The sequence below is a fragment of the Xaviernesmea rhizosphaerae genome, assembly GCF_001938945.1.
Classification (GTDB): domain Bacteria; phylum Pseudomonadota; class Alphaproteobacteria; order Rhizobiales; family Rhizobiaceae; genus Xaviernesmea; species Xaviernesmea rhizosphaerae.
The window spans coordinates 138,582-159,999 of the sequence record NZ_MKIO01000019.1 but is presented as its reverse complement, the minus strand read 5'-3'; the positions used below and the strand labels follow the sequence as shown (position 1 = coordinate 159,999).

The window sequence follows — 21,418 nt, the reverse complement described above, 5'->3', positions numbered from 1 at the left end:
GGACGCTGCTTAACCTCACGGTAAAAAAGCAGGAAGGGGCAGCAGTTCCATGATCGACAAGACCTATCCACGCGACCTCGTCGGCTATGGGCGCAACAGTCCCGATGCGCGCTGGCCCGGCGGCGCCAAGGTGGCGGTGCAATTCGTGCTGAACTACGAAGAGGGTGGCGAGAGCTGCATTCTCGACGGCGATCCGGCGTCCGAAAACCTGCTCTCCGAGATCGTCGGCGCCGCTGCCTGGCCGGGTCAACGCAATCTTAATATGGAATCGATTTACGAATATGGCTCGCGTGCCGGCTTCTGGCGCCTGCACCGTCTGTTCACCGGCCTCAATCTGCCCGTGACCGTCTATGGTGTGACGCTGGCCATGGCCCGCAACCCGGAGGCCGTGGCGGCCATGAAGGAGGCGGGATGGGAGATCGCCTCGCATGGCTACCGCTGGCACGAATACAAGGATTATCCGGAGGATTTGGAGCGCCAGCACATTCTCGATGCCGTGCGCATCCACACCGAGCTGACCGGCGAGCGGCCCTATGGCATGTATCAGGGCAAGCCCTCGACCAACACGCTGAAGCTGGTGATGGAAGAGGGCGGCTTCCTCTATTCATCCGACAATTATTCCGATGACCTGCCTTTCTGGGTGCCGGATCTGCAGGGCAAGCCCTTCCTGATCATTCCCTATACGCTCGACACCAACGACATGCGTTTCGCCACGCCGCAGGGCTTCAACTCGGGCGACCAGTTCTTCACCTATCTCAAGGATGCCTTCGATGAGCTCTATCGCGAGGGCGAGGAAGGTTCGCCCAAGATGATGTCGGTCGGCCTTCATTGCCGCCTGGTCGGGCGTCCGGCCCGTGTCGCCGCGCTACGCCGCTTCCTCGAGTACATCCTTTCCTACCGCGATGTCTGGATTCCGCGCCGGATCGAGATCGCGCGGCACTGGCATGCGCATCACAAGCCCAGCTGGTAGGGCCGGCGGCGGAGGCCGATGGCGGAGATGCTTATAACCGGATCTCAAGACCTGTCCATGGATCGCAGGCCGGCGTGCGGACCGCAGGCCTTGACGCGCCGCTTGCAAGCGGATGAAAGACAAGCATGAACAAGACCGATTTCATCGCCCGCTTCGGCGGGATCTTCGAACACTCGCCCTTCATCGCTGAGCGCGCGATTACCGCCGAGCCGGACCTGGCGCTGACGGCTGACAGCGTGCATGCCGCCATGGTCACGGCTTTCCGCGCCGCCTCGCGGGAAGAGAAGCTCGGCGTGCTGCGCGCCCATCCCGATCTCGCCGGCCGGCTTGCGGTCGCAGGCGCGCTGACTGAGGACAGCAAGGCCGAGCAGGCCTCCGCCGGGCTGGATCGCCTGACTGTCGAGGAGCATGGCCGCTTCACGGCCCTTAACGACGCCTATACCAGCCGCTTCGGCTTTCCCTTCATCATCGCGGTCAAGGGGCTTGGCAAGGACGATATCCTGGCCGCCTTCGAGGCCCGCATCGGCAATGATGCCGAGACCGAATTTCAGACGGCGCTGGCCCAGGTGGAAAAGATCGCCGGCCTGCGGCTTGCTGCCCTATTGCCGTGAGGAGACGCACATGTTCGACACCACCCCGACCTCTCTGCCCGACTTCACCATCGGCGCCGTCAACCTCGCCTCCGCCCGCCTCGGCGCGACAGCGCTCTATGCGACCGATGAATTTTTCGCGCCGCTTTCGCGCATGCTGGCCGACGAGCCGGCCAAGTTTCTTCCCGATGTCTATGATGACAATGGCAAGTGGATGGACGGCTGGGAAAGCCGGCGCAAGCGCGTGGAAGGCCATGACTGGGGCGTGATCAAGCTGGCCATGCCCGGCATCATCCATGGCTTCGACGTGGATACCAGCCATTTCACCGGCAATTTCCCGCCGCACTGCGCGATCGAGGCGCTCGCGCTCGAGGCGGGCGAGCCGACCGACGACAGCTCCTGGGAAGAGATTCTGCCGAAGTCGCCGCTCGGGCCCGGCATCGGCGCGGCCGCGCATCACTTCTTTCCCGTCGATACCGGCGGCAAGGTCTATACGCATCTGCGCCTGCACATCTTCCCCGATGGCGGCATTGCCCGCCTGAGGGTCTACGGCACAGCCCATTTCGACTGGTCGAAGGTGGGCGCGGAGGAAGAGGTCGATCTCGCCTATATCTATAATGGCGCCAAGTCGCTCGCCTGGTCCAACGCCCATTACGGCGTGCCGGACCAGATGCTCGGGCCGGGGCGTGGCATCAATATGGGCGATGGCTGGGAAACCGCCCGCCGCCGCGGACCGGGCCATGACTGGGCGATCATCCGCCTCGGCCATCCCGGCCTGATCCGCCGCGTCGTGGTCGATACGGCGCATTTCAAGGGCAATTTCCCTGACACATGCCACCTGCTCGGCGCCTATCTTCCCGGCCATGGCGATACCTTCAGCGAGGAGGAAATCGCGGCCTCGGAAAACTGGACGCCGATCCTGCCGCGCCAGAAGCTGTCCATGGATCACATCCATGACTATGGCGCGGATATCGTCGCAGACATCGGCCCGGTGACCCATGTGCGCTACGCCATGTTCCCCGATGGCGGCACCAGCCGGCTGCGGCTGTTCGGGGTCAAGGCCTGATGGCCGACCCCTTGGCGCTCGAACGGCTGACCCTTGAGCCTTTGACGGCCGAGGCCTTTGCCCCCTTCGGTTCGGTGATCCAGGCCGATCCGGCGGCGATGCGGCTGATCAATGGCGGCACGACCGAGCGGTATCACGCGCTGGCGGAAGCGGAGGCCTATGGCGAGGATGCGCGCGTCATCCTCAATATCTTCCGAGGTGCTCCGCGCGCTTTTCCCTATGCCCTGACCATGATGGAGCGTCACCCGCTGGGCTCGCAGAGCTTTTCGCCGCTGACCCCGCGCGACTGGCTCGTTGTGGTGGCGCCGGACGAAGACGGGCGGCCCGGGCGGCCGCGCGTCTTTCGCGCGTGCGGCGATCAGGGCGTAAGTTATCGCGCCAATGTCTGGCATCATCCGCTGATGGCGGTGGGTGCGGCCACGGATTTCCTGGTGGTCGATCGGACGGGCGCCGGCAACAATCTCGAAGAGTTCTTCTACGACACGCCCTTCCTCATCGCGGAGCCCTGACAAGATGACCGGCCTGACCACCCATGTCCTCGACACCGCGCGCGGCACACCGGCCGAGGGCCTCGCCATCGACCTCTACCGCATCGAGGGCGAGGACCGCACGCTCCTCAAGCGCGTCGTCACCAACCATGACGGCCGCATCGACGGCGGCGCCATCCTCGTGCCCGGCGCCGATTTTCTGGCCGGCACCTATGAGCTGGTGTTCCACGCCGGCGCCTATCTGCGCGGCCTCGGCGCCTCCCTGCCGGAGCCGGCCTTCCTCGACGTGATCCCCTTGCGCTTCGGCATTGCCGATGAGACGGCGCATTACCACGTGCCGCTCCTGATCTCGCCCTATGGCTATTCGACCTATCGGGGGAGTTGAGATTGCTTGACGCCAGCCGGCCTCGATCGCATCTTTGGCTGAGCGACCCGTCTGCGTTGCTGGATGACGAAGGAAGACGCCATGCGCAGTGTTAGCGCTGTTTCCGCTCAAAGCGATCTCGATGATCTCCTCGACACCGTGGCTGATGGCGGTGAGCCCGTTGAGATTGTTGGCGGGAGACATTCTGCGGTTCTCGTGGACAAGCGGGATTATGACAGCCTGATTGAGACGCTGCATCTCCTGTCCTCGCCTGTTAATGCAGAGCGCCTGCTGTCGGCCGCTGCCGATGTGTCTCACGGGCGCAATCTGATCCAGGCAGCACCGCGACCGACCGAGGAATAACGCAGTGCTTCTTGTCTGGCATCGAAATGCCTGGGAAGACTATCTTTATTGGCAGGAACATGACCAAACGCTCCAGGGGCGGGTCAACGAACTCATAAAGGATATCCTTCGACATCCTTTCCAAGGCATAGGCAAACCGGAGCCACTTCGGCAAAACCTGAAAGGCTATTGGTCCCGCCGTATCTCAGGCGAACACAGGCTGATCTACACGGTCTCCGGCGCCGGAGATCAGCAGGCCGTGACGATTATCCAATGCCGCTTTCATTATTGATCCAGAGGATCGGGCTGAAGTTCCTGCCTCACGCCGCGGCCAATCCCGCCTTGGCCGGCTTGCCGGCCACATAGGTCTCCGCGATGGCCCGGTCGTCGCCCATGGTCTGCAGCAGGAACAGTTCGTCGGCGAGCGAGCGGATGACCTCGGCCTTCAGCGCCATGGCCGGCGTCGCGGCAACGTCGAGCACCACGAGATCGGCATCGCTGCCGGGTGCAAGCGTGCCGATCCGGTCTTCCAGGCTCAGCGCCTCGGCATTGCCGAGCGTCATCCGGTAGAAGCTTTCGAAGGGGTTCAGCCGTTCGCTGAGGAGCTGCTGGATCTTGTAGGCCTCGTCCATGGTGCGCAGCATGGAATAGCTGGAGCCGCCGCCGATATCGGTGGCCACGGAGACGCGCACCGGCCGCTCGCGGCCCGTCAGTCGTTTCAGCGGGAAGAGGCCGGAGCCCAAAAACAGGTTCGAGGTCGGGCAATGCACCGCCACCGAGCCGGTCTCGCTCATCGCGTCCATCTCGCGCTCGGAGAGGTGGATGCAATGGCCGAAGAGCGTCTTGGGCCCCAGCAGGCCATAACGGGCATAGACGTCGGTATAATCCACCGCGTCAGGATAGAGCGAGGCGGTGAAGCTGATCTCGTCGCGGTTTTCCGACAGATGCGTCTGGATGTGCAAGTCGGGAAATTCGCGCGCAAGCGCTTGCGCCGCCGACATCTGCTCCGGCGTGGAGGTGATGGCGAAGCGCGGGGTGATGGCCACATGGTTGCGGCCCTTGCCGTGCCATTGCTCGATCACCGCGCGGGTCTCGTCATAGCCCATTTCGGGCGTATCGATGAGACCCTGCGGCGCGTTGCGGTCCATCATCACCTTGCCGGCGATCATGCGCATGTCGCGCTTCAGCGCTTCGGCAAAGAAGGCGTCTGCCGAGGCCTTGTGCACCGAGCAATAGGCCACCGCGGTCGTCGTGCCATGGCGCACCATCTCGTCGAAGAAATGCGTGGCGATGCGCTCGGCATGCGCGCTTTCCACGAAGCGGCATTCCTCGGGAAAGGTATAGGTGTTCAACCACTCCAGCAGATTGGCCGCATAGGAGCCGATCACCTGCATCTGCGGGAAGTGCAGATGCGTGTCGATGAAGCCCGGCAGGATCAGATGCGGGCGATGGTCGATCTCGACCGCCTCGCGTGCACCGAGATCGGCGCGGACGCGCTCATAGGCGCCACTTGCGACGATCAGCCCGTTTTCGACCAGCACCGCCCCGTCGCTCTCATAGGCGAAGGCGCCGGTGTCGGTCAGGTCTTGGGGCAGGCGGGTGAAGGAGAGCGTGCGGCCGCGCAGGAGGGTGAGGGTCATGGTCAGCGGGTCTTCACGGCGCTTTCGAACCAGGCGGTCAGCAGCGCGCGTTCCTTTTCGGTCATGTCGGTGAGGTTGCCGGGCGGCATGGCATGGGCGCGGCCTGCCTGGAGATAGATTTCGCGCGCATGGGCGGCGATCTCGGCATCGGTGTCGAAGCGGACATTCTTCGGCGGCCGGGCAAGGCCTTCATAGACGGGTTCGGCCGCGTGGCACATGGAGCAGCGGGTCGAGATCGTCTCCTTCACCGCCGGGAAATGGGCGTTGTCGGCAAAGCGCTGGAAGGCGGGCGCCACGGTTTCGGCGGCCTCACCCGGCGCGGTGGCGCGCGGCACGGTGGAGAGCCACATGATCAGGATGAACAGGATCAGCGTGACGAGCCAGGTCCAGGTCGGCCGGCCCTTGCGGGCGTGCGTCGTGTTGAACCAGTGGCGGATCGTCACGCCCATCAGGAACACGAGTGCTGCGATCACCCAGTTATAGGCCGTGGCGAAGGCCAGCGGATAATGGTTCGACAGCATGAAGAAGATGACGGGCAGCGTCAGATAGTTGTTATGCAGCGAGCGCTGCTTGGCGATCTGCCCGTATTTCGGATCCGGCGTGCGCCCTGCAATCAGGTCCGCCACGACGATGCGCTGGTTCGGCATGATGATGAAGAACACGTTGGCCGACATGATCGTCGCCGTGAAGGCGCCCAGATGCAGGAAGGCGGCACGGCCGGTGAAGAGCTGCGTATAGCCCCAGGCCATGGCCACCAGCACGACATAGAGCAGGCCCATCAGCGCCCAGGTGTTCTTGCCGAGCGGCGACTTGCACAGGAGATCGTAGCAGATCCAGCCGATTGAAAGCGAGGCAAGCGAGATGAGGATGGCGACCGGGGCGGAGATGTCCAGCACGTGCCGGTCGATCAGGAAGAGATCGGCCCCGCCATAATAGACGAGACAGAGCATGGCGAAGCCGGACAGCCAAGTGGCGTAGCTCTCCCATTTGAACCAGGTCAGATGCTCGGGCATGGAGGCCGGGGCCACCAGATATTTCTGGATGTGATAGAAACCGCCGCCATGCACCTGCCATTCCTCGCCATAGGCGCCGGGCGGCAGATGCGGGCGCTTCACAAGGCCTAGGTCGAGCGCGATGAAATAGAAGGACGAGCCGATCCAGGCGATCGCGGTTACCACGTGCAGCCAGCGCACGGCGAAGGTCAACCATTCCCATGCGATCGCGAATTCGTACATCGAGCACCCCTGCTAGAGCATGTCCATCCCAAGCGCGATCGCTTCGGCGTCGGACAATGCGGCGAAAAATGCATAGGTCATTGACGGTGATCCCGGGATCACCAGAGATGCCCTATCATCAGCCCCCTTGACCATCTTGCAGAAAAGCAACGGATGGGGGAAGGGCCAGCAGTCACTTAAATGTGGACGTTTTCTTTGAGGGCGACAGAAAGGCTGCGGCGGCTGTTTCCTTCCACCGACACTTGGTATTCCCGCTGCTTGCGCTTGTTCATCCGCGCGCGCATGCTGCGGCTCGTCCTTGACACCTGTTCCATCCTTCTGCTTCGAGCGCCGCCGCCCATGCCCTCCTTTAATCTCATCGCCGCCTTCGTGGTCACCACCGCGCTCTTCGCCTTCCTTCCCGGTCCGGCCATGCTCTATGCCGCCGCGCGCACGGTGGCCGGCGGGCGACGCGCCGGTCTTATGGCGGTTCTGGGCATTCATATCGGCGCCTATTTTCATGTCGTGGCGGCGGCGGCTGGGCTGTCGGCGCTGCTGCAGGCCGTGCCCATGGCCTATGCGCTGGTGAAGCTCGCCGGCGCCGCCTATCTGGTCTGGCTCGGCATCGCCCTGTTTCGCAGCCGGACGGAGAATGAGGCGGATCGTCCCGTGCCGGCGGCCGCGCCGCGACGGGCGTTCCTGCAGAGCGTCACGGTCGAGCTGCTCAATCCTAAGACCGCGATCTTCTTCCTCGCCTTCCTGCCGCAATTCGTCGATGCCGGCGCCGGCCTGCCGGTCTGGCTGCAGTTCCTGCTCCTTGGCGTCATCGTCAATGTGATCTTCACGCTGGCCGATCTCGTCGGCGTGTTCCTGGCCGGCATGGTGCTGAAGGCGTTCCAGCGTTCCGCCCGCGCCCGCGGCTGGATGCAGAAGGCCGGCGGCACAATCCTGGTCGGCCTCGGCCTGCATCTGGCTTTCCAGCGGGCGTGATCCGAGCCGGTCGGGTTGGGGGGCAGGACACGGCCCGACGCGTCGGCCTCCGTCTTCACCCTAAGACGCTGCGGCCTGTTCGGCGGCCATCTCGGCCAGGATCCAGTCGCGGAAGGCCTTGATCTTCGGCTGGTTGCTCCGCCGCTCCGGGTAGACCAGCCAGTAATCCCGCCCGTCATTGCAGGTCAGCGCGAAAGGCTGGATCAAGAGGCCGGCGGCCATCTCGTTGTGGTAATGTCCGGGGTTGATGATGGCCACGCCCTGGCCGGCCATGGCCGCGCCGGCATCGAGCGACTGGATGCCGAAATCATTCTTGGGCCGTTGCGCGAGCTCGGAGGAATCGACGCCGGCGGCGGCAAACCACAGACGCCACCAGGGATCCGTCGGGCTGATGATCGGCAGCTTCAGCAGATCGGCCGGTGTCGTCACGCCGCCTATGCTCTCGGCCAGCGCGGGGCTCAGCACCGGGGAAAAATCCAAACACATGAGGAAGTGCGCTGAGAGCCCCGGCCAGTCGCCTCGGCCCCAGCGAATGGCGATATCGCCGGGCGTGCGGTCGAAATCGATCGTTTCGCCGGCTGCCTTCAGCCGCACGGCGATCGAGGGCTGCAGCATGTGGAAGCGGCCGAGATTGTAGGTCAGCCATTGCTGGGCGAAGGTCGGCGGCGAATGGATCAGCAGCACCTCCTCGGCCGGCGCGCGGGCGGACGCCAGCGCATCGGCCAGCAGATCCAGCCCCTGCACGATCTTAGGCAGCATGCGCTCGCCCGCCTCGGTCAGCACGATCTGGCGCGGGCGGCGCAGGAAGACCGGCTCGCCCAGATGATCCTCCAACAGCTTGATCTGATAGCTCACCGCCGTCTGCGTCAGCGCCAGCTCCTCGCCGGCGCGGGTGAAACTCTGCAGCCGCGCGACGGCCTCGAACACCCTCAGAGCATGCAGCGGAACCTGACGGGAGATTTTCATGGATCAGTCCACCTGATGGCAGGGTCAAGAGATTGCATTGGCGTTTCACCATGTCCGCGCGCAAGCTGCAAGCAGTTTTTCTGATGGCGGATGGGAAGATGACCTGGCTCGCAACGCAAACACATTGCCCTGACAAGGCGTCCGGCGCGCCGAGCTTTGTGGGCTTCCTCGCGCAAATCCTGCGCTGGCGCGGCCGCCGCGGCGCGCGGCTGGATCTGGAGGTGATGCAGGATCATCTCAAGCGCGATATCGGGCTGATGGACGGGCGTGATCCGCCGCCGGACGATCAGCGTTTCTGATGCCGATGCTCGCGCCTGGATCTGGGGCCGCTCAGCCCCTCGCTACGATTTCGACGGGATTTTTCGCCCTTGATTGGACGGTGAGGAGTTCCGCCGCCGTCAGCGCGGCGATGACGGCCGGGCGCTTGTCGCGCACCGCGCTGCCGCCGATCGGCAGGGTCAATCGGGCGATCTCCTGCGGCGACAGGCCCTCGCCGGCGGCATAGCGGCGGAAGGTGGCCTTCTTGGTCGCCGAGCCGATCATGCCGACATAGGCGAGATCGCCGCGCTGCAATGCGCGGGTGGCGATCAGAAAGTCCAACGCATGGTCGTGGGTAAGGATAACGATCGCCGCTCCGGGCGCGGCCCGATCGACTTCCGCTTCGGGCAGGGCGGTCAGGCGGGCGTCGATCCCCTGTGGCAAGCCACGCAGTTCCTCCGCGCGGGTCTCGACCACGCGGGTGAGAAAGGGCAGGGGCGCGAGCGCCGAGGCCAGCGCCTTGCCGACATGGCCCGCGCCGAACAGCCAGACCTCGGGCAGGGTTCGTGCCTCCGCCGCGATCCGCGCCATCAGGGGTACACGGTCGGTCTCCTCCAGCCGGGAGAGCCGGAGGCTGACGCGACCGCCGCAGCACTGTCCGATCGCCGGCCCGAGCGCGACATCGCGCAGCCGTTCCGTCCCATCGCCGTCGAGCAGGCGCCGCGCTTCGTCAATGGCCAGATATTCGAGCTGCCCGCCGCCGATCGTGCCGAACAGCGTGTCGCGTCCGACCAGCATGAAGGCGTCGGTCTCGCGCGGGGCCGAACCCTTGACCGCGAGGATCTCCACGAGAGCGAGATCGCGGTTGGCGGCGAGGAAGGCGGCGAGCCCGTCCATCTCAGCCTCGCTTCAGCCGCTCCACCGCCATCAGCACCCGCTCGGGCGTCGCCGGCGCATCGAGCTTCGGGCACTGCCGGTAGCCATCGACGGAGGCGACGGCCATCGACAGGGCTTCCAGCACCGAGATCGGCAGCATGAAGGGCGGCTCGCCCACGGCCTTGGAGCGGCCGATGGTCGGCTGGCGGTTTTCCGACCAGTCGGCCAGCTTGACGTTGAAGATCTTCGGGCGGTCGGAGGCCAGCGGGATCTTGTAGGTGGAGGGCGCATGGGTGCGCAGCCGCCCCTTGTCGTCCCACCACAGCTCTTCCGTGGTCAGCCAGCCCATGCCCTGGACGAATGCGCCCTCGACCTGGCCGATATCGATGGCCGGATTGAGCGAGCGGCCGACATCGTGCAGCACGTCCACCCGATCCACCATATATTCGCCCGTCAGCGTGTCGATCGACACTTCGGAGCACGAAGCGCCATAGGCAAAATAGTAGAAGGGCATGCCGCGCCCGGTCTCGCGGTTCCAGTGGATCTTCGGCGTCTTGTAGAAGCCGGCGGCGGAGAGATGCACACGGGCGAAATAGGCGAGCTTGACCAGTTCGGGGAAGGGGATGCGCTCCGTTCCGATCTCCACATGGTTGGGCACGAAGCGGATGGCGTCGGGCGTCGTCTGCCAGCGCTCGGCGGCAAAGGCGATCAGCCGCTCCTTGATCTGGCGCGCTGCATCGAAGGCGGCCATGCCGTTCAGGTCCGAGCCGGAGGAGGCGGCCGTGGCCGAGGTGTTCGGCACCTTGCCCGTGGTGGTGGCGGTGATCTTCACCCGCTCCAGATCGACCTGGAAGCAATCGGCGATCACCTGCGCCACCTTGGTATAGAGCCCCTGGCCCATTTCCGTGCCGCCATGGTTCAGGTGGATCGAGCCATCCTGATAGACATGGACCAGGGCGCCGGCCTGGTTGAAGGCGGTCATGGTGAAGGAGATGCCGAACTTGACCGGGGTCAGGGCGATGCCCTTCCTGATCACCCGGCTGGTCTCGTTGAAGGCGAGGATGGCCTTGCGGCGGGCCTGGTAATCGGCATCGCGCTCCAGCTCGTCCACCAGCCTGGCGATGATGTTGTCCTCCACCTCCTGGTGATAGGGGGTGAGGTCGCGGCCCGAGCCCGGCTCGCCATAGAAATTGCGCTTGCGCACCTCCAGCGGATCGAGGCCCAGCGCATAGGCGACCTCCTCGATCATCCGCTCGCCGCCGACCATGCCCTGCGGACCGCCAAAGCCGCGATAGGCGGTGTTGGAGACGGTGTTTGTCTTCAGCGGCTGCGAGGTGAGCAGCACATGCGGATAAAAATAGGCGTTATCGGCATGAAATAGCGCGCGGTCGGTTACCGGACCCGAGAGATCGGAGGAGAAGCCGCAGCGGGCTGCATAATTCGCCTTCACCGCCAGGATATGGCCGTCCGCGTCGAAGCCGACCTCGTAGTCCACCACGAAGTCATGGCGCTTGCCCGTCGCGGTCATGTCCTCGTCGCGGTCGGGCCGGAACTTCACCGGGCGGTTCAGCTTCTTGGCGGCGACGGCGGCGAGCGCGGCGAACTGGTTGCCCTGCGTCTCCTTGCCGCCGAAGCCGCCGCCCATGCGCCGGACCTGAACGGTAACGGCATGGGACGGCACGCCCAGCACATGCGAGACCATGTGCTGAACTTCGCTCGGATGCTGGGTGGAGGACCAGACGGTGACATCGTCATCCTCGCCGGGAATGGCAAAGGCGATGTGGCTTTCGAGATAGAAATGCTCCTGCCCGCCGATGCGCATGCGCCCCTTGAGTGTGCGGGGGGACTGATCCAGTGCCGCTTCGGCCTCGCCGCGCTTCAGCGTCAGCGGCTTGGTGACGAGCGGGGCGCCCTGTTCGATCGCCTCGGCCGGGTCGATCACATGCGGCAGGTCGCGATAGACGATCTTCGCCAGCCGGGCGGCGCGGCGGGCCTGTTCGCGCGTCTCGGCGATGACGGCGAAAGCCGGCTGCCCGTGGAACTGCACCAGACCATCGGCCAGAACCGGCTCGTCATCGAGATGGCTGGGGCTGATGTCGTTGGAATGCGGCATGTCGCGCGCGGTGAGCACGCAGACCACGCCCGGCGTCTTCTCGACATCGGTGAAATCCATCGACAGGATTTGCGCATGGGCCCGGTCGGTCATGCCGAGCGCGGCATGCAGCGTTCCGGCGGGTTCGGGCATGTCGTCGATATAGTCGGCCGAGCCGGCCACATGCTTGTGGGCGGAATCATGCCGGCGGGCGGCGTGCATCGGGGCCGAGAGCGGGGCGGTGGTCTTGTCTTCGAAAGCGGTGGCATCCATAACGATGTCCTCCTCTTGAGGCCGCAGGGCTGCGGCATGGTCCGGGGCGCGGCATGGGGCGCTGCGGCCTTAGGGCCGGCGCCGGGTGCCGCCGGTTCAGGCGGCGCCGGTGAAGCGCGTGAGTTCGGCCGCTTGCCCTGTTGTTTCCAGGAGGAAGCGGGTCAGGAGATTGGCGGCCGTCAGGCTGCGATAGGCCGCACTCGCCCGCCAGTCCGTCAGCGGCTGATAGTCGCCGGCAAGCGCGGCCTGTCCGAGCGCCACCGTCTCTTCGTTCCACATCCGGCCGATCATGGCGGCTTCCGCCTGCGCCGCGCGCTTGGGCGTGCCCGCCATGCCGCCGAAGGCGATGCGCAGGGTCGCGACTTTGCCCTGCGCGTCGAGCGTCAGATGGAAGGCGCCACAGAGCGCGGAAATATCCTCGTCCCGGCGCTTGGAGATCTTGTAGACGGCGAAGTGATCCTCTTGCTTCGCGGCCGGGATGAACAGGCTCTCGACGAATTCGCCCGGCTGCCGGTCCTGCCGGCCATATTGGATGAAGAACTCCTCCAGCGGCAGCACGCGCGTGCCCTTGGCTGAGCGCAGCGTCAGCCGGGCGCCGAGCGCGATCAGGGCCGGCGGCGTATCGCCGATCGGCGAGCCATTGGCGACATTGCCGCCGATCGTGCCCATATTTCGCACCTGATCCCCGCCGATCCGGTCGATCAGCCGGCCGAAGGCGGGATAGAGTCGCGCAAGCGTGGGATAGGCGGCGGAGTAGGTGACGCCCGCGCCCAGCGTCAGGCCATCGGGCGTTTCCGTGATTTCCTGCAGCGCGTCCAGCCCATTGATGAAGACGACGGGGGAAAGCTGGCGCATCTGCTTGGTCACCCAGAGGCCCACATCGGTGGAGCCGGCGACGATGGTCGCCTGCGGATGGTTTTCGAGCACCTTGGCAAGCGCGGCGACGCTGCCGGGAACGACGAGCCGCTGTCCTTCGCCGATGACGATGGTCTCGCCTGTCTTGATCGCCTTGAGCTCGGTCCTCACCCGGTCGCGCATGGAGAGGATCGGGTCGAAGACGGCATCGGGACGGGCCGCGCCCACGGCTTCCGCCGCGCGCACGATCGGCTCGTAGCCGGTGCATCGACAGAGATTGCCCTGCAGCGCCTTCTCGATATCGGCCCGGCCGGGCCTGTCCTTGGACAGCCACAGACCATAGAGCGACATGACGAAGCCCGGCGTGCAGAAGCCGCATTGCGAGCCATGATAATCGACCAGCGCCTGCTGCACCGGGTGCAGCGCGCCGTCTTTCGCCGCCAGATGCTCGACGGTGACCACATGGGTGGCATGGAGCGAGCCGACGAAGCGGATGCAGGCATTGACGCCTTCATAGACCAGCTCTTCGCCCGCCAGGCGGCCGACCAGAACCGTGCAGGCCCCGCAATCGCCCTCCGCACAGCCTTCCTTGGTGCCCGTCAGGCGGCGCGACAGGCGCAGATAGTCGAGCAGCGTCGTGGTCGGGCCGACATCGTCCAGCGTGACGGTTCGGTCGTTGAGAATGAAGCGGATGGCGCGGCTCTCGTCAGTCATGCTGTCCCGTCTGGTCTTGTTTTTGCCTGTCTGGTCTTGTTTTTGTCAGACTATGCCCAAAGCGCTACGGGTGACAATTGCCTTTTCGCAGGGCGCACGCCTGGATTATGCTGGCATCGCCGCGACGTGCATTGTTGTCGCAGGCACTGGCGCCTTGCTGCGCAGGCGCTTATGTGTGCTCCATTCATTGAAGACTTTTGATCTAAGGGGGGCGAGGATGGAACTGGGGCTCTATACCTTCGCGGACGTGGATCCGCAGGCGCCGCGCGGGCGCGGAGCCGAAGGCGAAGAGCGCATCCGCCATCTGCTGGAGGAGATCGCGCTGGCCGATGAGGTCGGCCTTGATGTCTTCGGCGTGGGCGAGCATCACCGGCCGGATTATGCCGTGTCGGCGCCGGCTGTGGTCCTGGCCGCCGCCGCCGCTCGCACCAAGCGCATCCGACTCACCAGCGCCGTCAGCGTGCTTTCCTCCGACGATCCCGTGCGCGTCTTCCAGCAATTCGCCACGCTCGATCTCGTGTCCGGCGGCCGGGCCGAGATCATGGCCGGGCGCGGCTCCTTCATCGAATCCTTCCCGCTGTTCGGCTACAAGCTCGAGGATTATGACGAGCTGTTCGAGGAGCGGCTGAAGCTCCTGGTCGTGCTCGGCGAAAAGGAGACCGTCGACTGGTCGGGCGGCGGCAAGCGCAAGGCCATCCATGGGCGCGGCGTCTACCCGCGTCCGCTGCAGAACCCGCTGCCGATCTGGGTCGCGGTGGGCGGAACGCCGCAATCGGTGGTGCGCGCGGCGGCCCTTGGCCTGCCCTTCGCGCTTGCCATCATCGGCGGCGAACCGGCGCGCTATGCGCCCTTGTTCGAGCTCTATCGCGAGGCGGCGCGCCGCTCCGGCCGCGATCCTTCCCGGCTGAAGACCAGCGTCAACGTTCACGGCTTCATTGCCGACACCACCGAGGCCGCCGCCGACCAGTTCTACGGACCGCAGGCGGCCGTGATGAACCGCATCGGCCGCGAACGCGGCTGGGGCGCGACCACGCGCGCGCAGTTCGATCATGCCTGCGGGCCGAATGGCAATCTGTTCCTCGGCGATCCCGATCTGGTGGCCGAGAAGATCATCCGTCATGCCCGCATCTTCCGCAACGACCGCTTCCTCCTGCAGATGGCGATCGGCCTGATGCCGCACGACCAGATCATGCGCGGCATCGAACTCTATGGCACCAAGGTGGCGCCTCAGGTGCGCGCGGCGCTTGCCAAGGATGCGGCGGCGTGAAAAACGGGCGGCCTGAGCCGGCAACCCGCAGCTTGCGGGCCGCCGCCCTTTCAACCGGCATAGTCCCTTCGGACCGCGCCGCAGGGGCCGAAGAGGCCCGAGCAGAGACGAGACCAGCATGACCCTCGACAATGACGACGACCTTCAGAAGCTGAAAGAGATCGGCCGCATCTGTGCCGACGCGCTGCAGACGATGACGGCCGCGCTGGAGCCCGGCATGACCACGGCCGAGCTGGACGCCATCGGCCGCGCGGTGCTGGAGCGCGAAGGCGCGCGCTCGGCACCGGAGCTGTCCTACAAGTTTCCCGGTGCCACCTGCATCAGCGTCAACGAGGAAGTGGCCCATGGCATTCCCGGCCGCCGCGCGCTGCGTCCGGGCGATCTCGTCAATATCGATGTCTCCGCCGAGAAGGACGGATTCTTTGCCGATACCGGCGCCTCCACCTTCCTGCCGCCGGTGAAATCCTCGATCGAGCGGCTGTGCCGCGACGGGCGTCGGGCTCTGTTCATCGGCCTTGGCGAGGTGCGCACCGGCAAGCCGCTTTCGGCCATCGGCAATGCGATCGGCGGTTTCGCGCGCAAGAACCGCTATACGCTGATCACCAATCTGGCGAGCCATGGCGTCGGCCGCTCGCTGCATGAGGAGCCCACCGAGATCGCCACCTGGCCGGACAAGCGGGAAAAGCGGGTGATCACCGACGGGCTGGTCTTCACCGTGGAGCCCTTCCTCTCGCTCGGCGGCCAATGGGCGGAGGGCGGGGAGGACGACTGGACGCTCTATAGCGAGCCGCGCGCGCCGACCGTGCAGTTTGAGCACACCGTGGTGGCCACCCGCAATGGCGGGGTGATCGTCACCATGCCGAGCGTGGCGGCATGACAGGCGGAAAGGGCGCGGCGTGATGAGGGGCGGCCTTGGCAGGGCTTCGTTGCGCCTGGCGCTGACCGCCTGCGCCGGGGCGATTGCCATGGCGGTGGCCATGGGCTTCGGCCGCTTTTCCTTCACGCCGATCCTGCCCGGCATGATGAGCGGGACAGGCCTATCCGCTGCCGATGCCGGCCTGATCGCCTCGGCCAATTTCGTCGGCTATCTTCTCGGTGCCGTTCTCGCGGGCTTTGGCTGGGGCGAGGGGCGGGAAAAGACCATCGGCCTCGGGGCACTGCTTGCCACCAGCCTGCTGCTCGGCGGCATGAGTCTCGCCGCATCGCTGCCGCTCTTTGCGCTTTTGCGCTTTCTTGCGGGCATGGCCAGCGCCTTTGCCATGATCTTCCTGTCGCAGATCGTGCTGACCCGCGCGGTGGAAGCCGGCACTCCGCATGTCCAGTCCGTGCATTTTTCCGGCGTCGGGCTCGGCATCGCGCTTTCGGCGCTGCTGGTCTATCTGGTGACCGAGCGGCCCAATGCCAGCTGGCCCTCCTGGCGCGAGGCCTGGGCCGGCTGCGCCCTGGTGGCAATCACGGGCACGGCGCTGGTCGGACTGTTTCTGCCGGATGGCGTCCAGCGCGGCAGCCATGACGGGTCGGCGCGCGAGCGGCCGCTGGTCTGGTCGCGCGCCTTCGGCCTTGTGGCGCTAAGCTATGGCCTGTTCGGCTTCGGCTATGTCGTCACCGCCACCTTCCTCGTCGTCATGGTGCGCGGGCAAGCCGACGCTGGCGGCAATGCGCAGCTCGTGGAATTCGTCTGCTGGCTGGTGACGGGCCTCAGCGCTGCCGTCTCGCTCTTCGCCTGGCGGCCCCTGCTCGTGCGGCTGGGCGCGGTCACGACCTATCTCGTGGCGCTGCTGGTGGAGGCGGCGGGCCTGATCCTCACCATCGCCCTGCCATTTCCGCTGGCGCCGATCCTGGGCGGCCTGCTGCTCGGCATTACGTTCATGGTGATCACCGCTTTCGGCCTGCAGATCGGCCGGGCGCTCTCGCCCGGCTCCGAGCGCAAGGCGCTGTCGGTGATGACGGCGGCTTTCGGCATCGGCCAGATCATCGGCCCGCTCATGGCCGGCTGGATGGTGGAGCACACGGGAAGCTACACGCCGGCAACGCTGGCCGCTGCCGCGGCGCTCGGGCTGGCCGCCCTCCTGCTCGTTCTCGGTGGGGGCTCGGTGCGCGCCGGCCTGAAGGGGTGAGCAAGCGCCGTCTCTCGCCCGCGCCGCCGCCGTTCATGCGAGGCTTTCTTAAATCGGGGTAAGGTCCCGTCCGCGCGATTGTTTCGCGCCTCTTTCTGGCCTAGTTTGACGCACCTGCGAAGCACGCAAGAGACCGTGCGCATCAAAGCGAGTGCCGCCTTGTTTCATTCCTTCTTCCCCAAGCCGAAGCTGTTCTTCACCTCCCTCATCCTGTGGACGCTGGTCTGCATCGCGCTCTGGTATGGCTTCGCGGCCGATTGGGGCGCATCGCTCGGCTATGTGCCGCCGCCGGAAGGCCAGATGCCGATCGGCCTCGGCTTCTTCGTGACGCCCGATAACAGGTGGTTCTACGCCTATTTCATTGTCGCCGCTGTGCTCTTCTGCAGCGTCTGGACCGTGCTTGCGCGCAATCACCGGTGGATCAACTGGTCGATCTGGGGCTCGGCGCTGATCATCTTTTCCACCTATTTCGGCGTGCAGGTCTATGTGGCGATCAACAACTGGCGCCGCCCCTTCGGGGACCTGCTGCAGAACGCGCTGACGGGCAAGCCGGGCATCACTGTCGGCGATTTCTACTCGCTGATGCTCGTCTTCTGCCAGATCGCCTTTCTCAGCATGTTCGTCTCGATCATCACCGACTTCTTCGTCAGCCACTATGTCTTCCGCTGGCGCAATGCGATGAACGACTACTATATCTCGCGATGGGAGAAGGTCCGCCACATCGAAGGCGCCTCGCAGCGTATCCAGGAGGATACGATGCGCTTCGCCAATATTCTCGAGGGTCTGGGCGTCAGCCTGATCAATTCGGTGATGACGCTGATCGCCTTCCTGCCGATCCTCTTCGCGCTCTCGACCTATGTGACGACGCTGCCGATCATCGGCGAGATTCCGCACACGCTGTTCTGGCTGGCCATCGGCTGGTCGATCTTCGGCACCGCGCTGCTGGCAATCGCCGGCATCAAGCTGCCGGGCCTGCATTTCCGCAACCAGCGCGTCGAGGCCGCCTATCGTAAGGAGCTGGTCTATGGCGAAGACCATGCCGACCGCGCCCAGCCACCGACAGTGGCGGAACTCTTCTCCAATGTGCGGCGCAACTACTTCCGCATGTATTTCCACTATCTCTATTTCAACGTCGCCCGCTATTTCTATCTGCAGGCCGACGGGCTCTTCGTCACCTTCATGCTGGTGCCGACCATCGTTGCCGGCAAGATCACCTATGGCATCTACCAGCAGATCGCCACGGCCTTCGGCCAAGTGTCGAACTCGTTCCAGTATCTGGTCAATTCCTGGACCACGATCATCGAGCTCCTGTCGATCCACAAGCGCCTGAAGGCTTTCGAGGCGGCGATCGACAATCAGCCGCTGCCCTCGATCGACGAGCGCTATCTGAAGGGCGAGAGCGGGGAACAGCAGGCGCCGGCCGCGCCCTGATCTTCCCAGACAAGAAAGCCCCGGCGTCACCGCCGGAGCTTTCTTATGGGCGTCTCGAAATCCGTGCGGGCTTCAAAGGGAGCCGACCGCCGGTCGCTGACCCGTTTCGCCCTTCAGCCGCTCCAGTGCTTCCTTATAGCTGACGCAGGCAACCTCCTGCCTGCCGCAGGTCTCGGTCAGGAAGCGGTCGAGCGCGCGCCAATAGGCCCCGCCATTCATCTCCACGAAGTGGAAGCCGAGCTGCAGCGGCAGACGGTCGCCCTGAACCTGCGCCTCGAAGGCGGCGCGATAGGCTGAAAGCGCCCGCTCCTCGAATTGCGCGCTCTCCTTCTTGTTCTCCACGCCCATGGAATGGCGGACGAACAAATTATAGTCCATGGCGATGACGGGGCGGGACGAGGGACCCTCGGCGATGGTCGGCAGGCCGAAGCGCGGCAGGCCGTCTTCCGTCACCGGAAGAGCCGGTCCCTTGGTTACCAGACTGGCATCATAGCGAAAGCCCGCCTTGCGCTCGGCCGGCAGCAGGCCGGGGCTGGTGGAGAGATAGGGCGCGCGAAAGCCGCTGATGTCCTCGCGCACGAAGCGTCGCCAGTCCTCGGGCTCCTCCGCCTTGATGCCGCCGGCCTCCCAGGCCCCGTTCAGCGCCGTCTCGAAGGCTGAGAATTCGCGCGTCCAGTCGGCCGCCGTCCAGTCCTTGCCGTCGAAATGGCCGCAGGCATGGCTGCCAATGTCATGGCCCCCCTGATGCGCCTGCCAGATGTGGCGCACCCGCTCGGCGATCTCCTCGCGGCTCTGCGCGAAGCCGACATTGGAGCGGGCCGGCCCATGGCCGGGTGCGACATAGGCCTGCCCGCCTTCCTTGCGGGTCATCAGGAAGGTGCAGGAGAGGAAATAGGTGAAATGCGCGTGCGTCCTCTCCGCCAGCGCCAGGCTGCGCGCCCATAGCGCATTGTCATGCGCCCCGTCGAAGGAGACGATCACCAGCTGGGGCCCGCGCGGCGCCTCGGCGCTTGTGCCGATTGCCGGGGCAAGCAGCAGGGCGGAGAAGAGAGCGGGCAGGACAGACAGGCGGTGCATCAAGATCGGGCAAACCACGGCAGGAACTGAGGGAGGGCGACGGCGGAAAGGGACGGGGGCGGGCCCGCGCGGACTGAATGTCCGGACTGGGCGTCCAGACCTGGCCTCTTCGGCCAGCAATACGGCAAAGCTTTGATCGCGCTGAGCACGCCCTTGCCGGGGCTGACGCCGTCCTTCCCGCCTTGTCTTGCCACATCGTTGCTGCGCGAAGCTGGTGACGCGCAAAGGCCGGCCGCCTCCGGCGAACCTCGCGTTAGCGAAAGCCTGTGAAATCTTGCCGCCGCAGCGATTTCGGTTCGCCGCGTTATGCAGTATCACTTTGGCCTGACGGTCGCGGGGGCCCGAAAGCTGCCGGCTTCCCGTCCGCCGCTGACTGCTTCCGCTCTCCCTTTCCCCTGAAGGCGCGCCCTCATGACCCTGCTCATCCTCGGCCTCCTGATCTTCTTCGGATCGCATCTCGTGCATGTCCTGGCGCCGGGCGTCCGGGCGACGGCGATTGCCCGGCTCGGCCTCGGGCCCTGGCGCGGGCTCTATTCGTTGATCAGCCTCGCCGGCTTCGTGCTGATGATCTACGGCTTTGGCCAGGCGCGGGCGGTGACGGGCCTTCTCTACAATCCGCCGGTGGCGATGAAGCATGTCACCCTGCTTCTGATGGTGCCGGCGATGATCTGTCTGGTCGCCGGCTTCCTGCCGGCAGGCCGCATCGCCGTGGCGGTCAAGCATCCGCAGGTTCTGGCGGTGAAGATCTGGGCGCTGGCCCATCTGCTCGCCAATGGCGAGACATCTTCGGTCATCCTGTTCCTTGCTTTCCTCGCCTGGGGCGTGGTGCTGCGCATTTCGCTCAAGCGGCGCGAGCGCCGGGGCGAGCCGGTGCTGCCGGTGTTCAAGTCCTCGCGCTATGACACCATGGCCATCGTTCTCGGCCTGTTGCTCTATGGGCTGATGGTCTGGCGCCTGCATGAATGGCTGATCGGCGTTTCGCCTCTGCCGATGGCGTGATCGTGACCCTGATGTCACGCGGATTTTCAGGGCGCGTGGCGGCTTGGGCGCCCGCGCCCCCTTACATTCCGCGCAAAATAGGCTAGAAGCCCGCATTCGGCAGTGTGACGACGAAGAAGGCCGGGAAAACCGGAGACAGAATGGCGAACCAGAACGACAGCTTCATTCGTGAGGTCAACGAGGAGCTGCGCTCCGAGCAGGTGCGTGCCGTCTGGCTGCGCTTCGGCGGCGTGATCATCATTCTGGCCGTGCTGGTCGTGCTCGGCACCATCGGCAAGGTTGCCTATGATTATTGGCGCGACACTTCCGCTTCCGCCTCCGGCGACGAATTCCTGGCAGCACTGACGCTGGCCAAGCAGAACCGCACGGACGAGGCCATCGGCGCGCTGAACAAGCTGGAAGCGGACGGGCATGGCAGCTATCCGGTGCTGGCGCGCATGCGGGCCGCCACGCTGCAGGCGCAGAAGGGCGACACCGCCGCTGCCATCGCCGCCTTCAAGGCCGTGGCCGACGACAAGAATGTCGAGGCGCCGGTGCGCGATGCCGCCCGTCTGCGCGCGGCCTATCTGATGATTGATGGCGGCAATTATGCCGAGGTTGCGGCCCAGGTCGAGCCGATGGCCGTTGCCGGCAATCCCATGCGCCACTCCGCCCGCGAGGTTCTCGGGCTTGCCGCCTACAAGGCCGGCGATCTCGCCAAGGCGAAATCCTGGTTCGAGGCGATCGTTGGCGATGATCAGAGCCCGCGCAACGTGGCTGGCCGCGCGCAAATGCTTCTGGACGTGATGGCCGCCGGCGACGCCAACACGCCCGCAGGGTAAAGAAAGAC

The 21,418-nt window shown here is 65.3% G+C and carries 22 protein-coding genes; 15 read left to right on the top strand and 7 right to left on the bottom strand.

Going from position 1 to position 21,418, the window contains the following annotated elements:
- Positions 1-49: 49 nt before the first annotated feature.
- The 7 genes from puuE to BJF92_RS02955 all read left to right on the top strand — a co-directional run bounded on the left by puuE (position 50) and on the right by BJF92_RS02955 (position 4,112).
- Complete coding sequence (puuE, locus tag BJF92_RS02985; protein WP_075633287.1) at positions 50-970, top strand: allantoinase PuuE; 921 nt, start codon at positions 50-52, stop codon at positions 968-970.
- A gap of 125 nt (positions 971-1,095) precedes the next feature.
- On the top strand, positions 1,096-1,581 hold the full coding sequence (gene uraD / locus BJF92_RS02980) for a 2-oxo-4-hydroxy-4-carboxy-5-ureidoimidazoline decarboxylase (protein WP_075633286.1): 486 nt from the start codon (positions 1,096-1,098) through the stop codon (positions 1,579-1,581).
- Positions 1,582-1,591: 10 nt separating this feature from the next.
- Complete coding sequence (gene alc / locus BJF92_RS02975) at positions 1,592-2,626, top strand: allantoicase (protein WP_075633285.1); 1,035 nt, start codon at positions 1,592-1,594, stop codon at positions 2,624-2,626.
- Positions 2,626-3,135: an ureidoglycolate lyase gene (locus BJF92_RS02970; RefSeq protein WP_075633284.1), complete on the top strand. Its 510-nt coding sequence runs from the start codon at positions 2,626-2,628 to the stop codon at positions 3,133-3,135. The genes alc and BJF92_RS02970 overlap by 1 nt, the downstream gene beginning before the upstream one ends.
- 4 nt (positions 3,136-3,139) lie before the next feature.
- Positions 3,140-3,499: a hydroxyisourate hydrolase gene (gene uraH, locus BJF92_RS02965; RefSeq protein WP_075633283.1), complete on the top strand. Its 360-nt coding sequence runs from the start codon at positions 3,140-3,142 to the stop codon at positions 3,497-3,499.
- An 81-nt stretch (positions 3,500-3,580) separates the two neighbouring features.
- A complete protein-coding gene (locus tag BJF92_RS02960) occupies positions 3,581-3,841 on the top strand; it encodes a type II toxin-antitoxin system Phd/YefM family antitoxin (RefSeq protein ID WP_075633282.1) in 261 nt (86 codons plus the stop codon).
- 4 nt (positions 3,842-3,845) lie between these two features.
- Positions 3,846-4,112: a Txe/YoeB family addiction module toxin gene (locus tag BJF92_RS02955; RefSeq protein WP_075633281.1), complete on the top strand. Its 267-nt coding sequence runs from the start codon at positions 3,846-3,848 to the stop codon at positions 4,110-4,112.
- 28 nt (positions 4,113-4,140) lie between these two features.
- Here BJF92_RS02955 and guaD read toward each other — a convergent pair whose 3' ends face one another.
- Both guaD and BJF92_RS02945 read right to left on the bottom strand, forming a co-directional pair.
- A complete protein-coding gene (gene guaD, locus BJF92_RS02950; RefSeq protein ID WP_075633280.1) occupies positions 4,141-5,460 on the bottom strand; it encodes a guanine deaminase in 1,320 nt (439 codons plus the stop codon).
- A gap of 2 nt (positions 5,461-5,462) precedes the next feature.
- A complete protein-coding gene (locus tag BJF92_RS02945) occupies positions 5,463-6,695 on the bottom strand; it encodes a urate hydroxylase PuuD (protein WP_075633279.1) in 1,233 nt (410 codons plus the stop codon).
- 339 nt (positions 6,696-7,034) lie between these two features.
- Here BJF92_RS02945 and BJF92_RS02940 point away from each other — a divergent pair, with 339 nt between their 5' ends.
- Complete coding sequence (locus BJF92_RS02940; RefSeq protein WP_075633304.1) at positions 7,035-7,664, top strand: LysE family translocator; 630 nt, start codon at positions 7,035-7,037, stop codon at positions 7,662-7,664.
- Between the two features lie 60 nt (positions 7,665-7,724).
- Here BJF92_RS02940 and BJF92_RS02935 read toward each other — a convergent pair whose 3' ends face one another.
- Positions 7,725-8,630 (bottom strand): LysR substrate-binding domain-containing protein, encoded by a 906-nt coding sequence (locus BJF92_RS02935; RefSeq protein WP_075633278.1) that lies wholly within the window; start codon positions 8,628-8,630, stop codon positions 7,725-7,727.
- Between the two features lie 50 nt (positions 8,631-8,680).
- On the opposite strand from BJF92_RS02935, the gene BJF92_RS02930 reads away from it, so the two are divergent.
- The gene (locus tag BJF92_RS02930; protein WP_075633277.1) at positions 8,681-8,929 is read left to right on the top strand and encodes a hypothetical protein; all 249 of its coding nucleotides are present in this window, start codon (positions 8,681-8,683) and stop codon (positions 8,927-8,929) included.
- 31 nt (positions 8,930-8,960) lie between these two features.
- On the opposite strand, the gene xdhC is transcribed toward BJF92_RS02930, so the two are convergent.
- The 3 genes from xdhC to xdhA all read right to left on the bottom strand — a co-directional run bounded on the left by xdhC (position 8,961) and on the right by xdhA (position 13,698).
- Positions 8,961-9,785 carry a xanthine dehydrogenase accessory protein XdhC gene (gene xdhC, locus BJF92_RS02925; protein ID WP_075633276.1) on the bottom strand — a complete coding sequence of 275 codons (825 nt, stop codon included), beginning with the start codon at positions 9,783-9,785 and terminating at the stop codon, positions 8,961-8,963.
- Between the two features lies 1 nt (position 9,786).
- Positions 9,787-12,129 carry a xanthine dehydrogenase molybdopterin binding subunit gene (gene xdhB, locus BJF92_RS02920; RefSeq protein ID WP_075633275.1) on the bottom strand — a complete coding sequence of 781 codons (2,343 nt, stop codon included), beginning with the start codon at positions 12,127-12,129 and terminating at the stop codon, positions 9,787-9,789.
- Positions 12,130-12,225: 96 nt separating this feature from the next.
- Positions 12,226-13,698 carry a xanthine dehydrogenase small subunit gene (gene xdhA, locus BJF92_RS02915; protein ID WP_075633274.1) on the bottom strand — a complete coding sequence of 491 codons (1,473 nt, stop codon included), beginning with the start codon at positions 13,696-13,698 and terminating at the stop codon, positions 12,226-12,228.
- 217 nt (positions 13,699-13,915) lie between these two features.
- Between xdhA and BJF92_RS02910 the strand changes: the two genes are divergently transcribed.
- The 4 genes from BJF92_RS02910 (at position 13,916) to sbmA (ending at position 18,513) form a co-directional block, all read left to right on the top strand.
- Positions 13,916-14,965 (top strand): LLM class flavin-dependent oxidoreductase, encoded by a 1,050-nt coding sequence (locus tag BJF92_RS02910; RefSeq protein WP_075633273.1) that lies wholly within the window; start codon positions 13,916-13,918, stop codon positions 14,963-14,965.
- 118 nt (positions 14,966-15,083) lie between these two features.
- Positions 15,084-15,842 (top strand): type I methionyl aminopeptidase, encoded by a 759-nt coding sequence (gene map / locus BJF92_RS02905; protein WP_075633272.1) that lies wholly within the window; start codon positions 15,084-15,086, stop codon positions 15,840-15,842.
- A gap of 22 nt (positions 15,843-15,864) precedes the next feature.
- Entirely contained in the window at positions 15,865-17,082 is a 1,218-nt protein-coding gene (locus BJF92_RS02900) for a YbfB/YjiJ family MFS transporter (protein ID WP_075633271.1), read from the top strand.
- A 159-nt stretch (positions 17,083-17,241) separates the two neighbouring features.
- The gene (gene sbmA, locus BJF92_RS02895) at positions 17,242-18,513 is read left to right on the top strand and encodes a peptide antibiotic transporter SbmA (RefSeq protein ID WP_075633303.1); all 1,272 of its coding nucleotides are present in this window, start codon (positions 17,242-17,244) and stop codon (positions 18,511-18,513) included.
- A gap of 72 nt (positions 18,514-18,585) precedes the next feature.
- On the opposite strand, the gene BJF92_RS02890 is transcribed toward sbmA, so the two are convergent.
- Entirely contained in the window at positions 18,586-19,590 is a 1,005-nt protein-coding gene (locus tag BJF92_RS02890) for a polysaccharide deacetylase family protein (protein WP_425356443.1), read from the bottom strand.
- A 411-nt stretch (positions 19,591-20,001) separates the two neighbouring features.
- Here BJF92_RS02890 and BJF92_RS02885 point away from each other — a divergent pair, with 411 nt between their 5' ends.
- Positions 20,002-20,589: an NnrU family protein gene (locus BJF92_RS02885; RefSeq protein WP_075633270.1), complete on the top strand. Its 588-nt coding sequence runs from the start codon at positions 20,002-20,004 to the stop codon at positions 20,587-20,589.
- Between the two features lie 140 nt (positions 20,590-20,729).
- Positions 20,730-21,410 carry a tetratricopeptide repeat protein gene (locus BJF92_RS02880; RefSeq protein WP_075633269.1) on the top strand — a complete coding sequence of 227 codons (681 nt, stop codon included), beginning with the start codon at positions 20,730-20,732 and terminating at the stop codon, positions 21,408-21,410.
- The last annotated feature ends 8 nt before the right edge of the window (positions 21,411-21,418 follow it).

What these genes read in the sequence shown, in the direction of transcription:
- puuE (WP_075633287.1), top strand. Translation starts at nt 50, where the DNA reads ATGATCGACAAGACCTATCCACGCGACCTCGTCGGCTATGGGCGCAAC.
- uraD (WP_075633286.1), top strand. Translation starts at nt 1,096, where the DNA reads ATGAACAAGACCGATTTCATCGCCCGCTTCGGCGGGATCTTCGAACAC.
- alc (WP_075633285.1), top strand. Translation starts at nt 1,592, where the DNA reads ATGTTCGACACCACCCCGACCTCTCTGCCCGACTTCACCATCGGCGCC.
- BJF92_RS02970 (WP_075633284.1), top strand. Translation starts at nt 2,626, where the DNA reads ATGGCCGACCCCTTGGCGCTCGAACGGCTGACCCTTGAGCCTTTGACG.
- uraH (WP_075633283.1), top strand. Translation starts at nt 3,140, where the DNA reads ATGACCGGCCTGACCACCCATGTCCTCGACACCGCGCGCGGCACACCG.
- BJF92_RS02960 (WP_075633282.1), top strand. Translation starts at nt 3,581, where the DNA reads ATGCGCAGTGTTAGCGCTGTTTCCGCTCAAAGCGATCTCGATGATCTC.
- guaD (WP_075633280.1), bottom strand. Translation starts at nt 5,460, where the DNA reads ATGACCCTCACCCTCCTGCGCGGCCGCACGCTCTCCTTCACCCGCCTG.
- BJF92_RS02945 (WP_075633279.1), bottom strand. Translation starts at nt 6,695, where the DNA reads ATGTACGAATTCGCGATCGCATGGGAATGGTTGACCTTCGCCGTGCGC.
- BJF92_RS02940 (WP_075633304.1), top strand. Translation starts at nt 7,035, where the DNA reads ATGCCCTCCTTTAATCTCATCGCCGCCTTCGTGGTCACCACCGCGCTC.
- BJF92_RS02935 (WP_075633278.1), bottom strand. Translation starts at nt 8,630, where the DNA reads ATGAAAATCTCCCGTCAGGTTCCGCTGCATGCTCTGAGGGTGTTCGAG.
- BJF92_RS02930 (WP_075633277.1), top strand. Translation starts at nt 8,681, where the DNA reads ATGTCCGCGCGCAAGCTGCAAGCAGTTTTTCTGATGGCGGATGGGAAG.
- xdhC (WP_075633276.1), bottom strand. Translation starts at nt 9,785, where the DNA reads ATGGACGGGCTCGCCGCCTTCCTCGCCGCCAACCGCGATCTCGCTCTC.
- xdhB (WP_075633275.1), bottom strand. Translation starts at nt 12,129, where the DNA reads ATGGATGCCACCGCTTTCGAAGACAAGACCACCGCCCCGCTCTCGGCC.
- xdhA (WP_075633274.1), bottom strand. Translation starts at nt 13,698, where the DNA reads ATGACTGACGAGAGCCGCGCCATCCGCTTCATTCTCAACGACCGAACC.
- BJF92_RS02910 (WP_075633273.1), top strand. Translation starts at nt 13,916, where the DNA reads ATGGAACTGGGGCTCTATACCTTCGCGGACGTGGATCCGCAGGCGCCG.
- map (WP_075633272.1), top strand. Translation starts at nt 15,084, where the DNA reads ATGACCCTCGACAATGACGACGACCTTCAGAAGCTGAAAGAGATCGGC.
- BJF92_RS02900 (WP_075633271.1), top strand. Translation starts at nt 15,865, where the DNA reads ATGAGGGGCGGCCTTGGCAGGGCTTCGTTGCGCCTGGCGCTGACCGCC.
- BJF92_RS02890 (WP_425356443.1), bottom strand. Translation starts at nt 19,590, where the DNA reads ATGCACCGCCTGTCTGTCCTGCCCGCTCTCTTCTCCGCCCTGCTGCTT.
- BJF92_RS02885 (WP_075633270.1), top strand. Translation starts at nt 20,002, where the DNA reads ATGACCCTGCTCATCCTCGGCCTCCTGATCTTCTTCGGATCGCATCTC.
- BJF92_RS02880 (WP_075633269.1), top strand. Translation starts at nt 20,730, where the DNA reads ATGGCGAACCAGAACGACAGCTTCATTCGTGAGGTCAACGAGGAGCTG.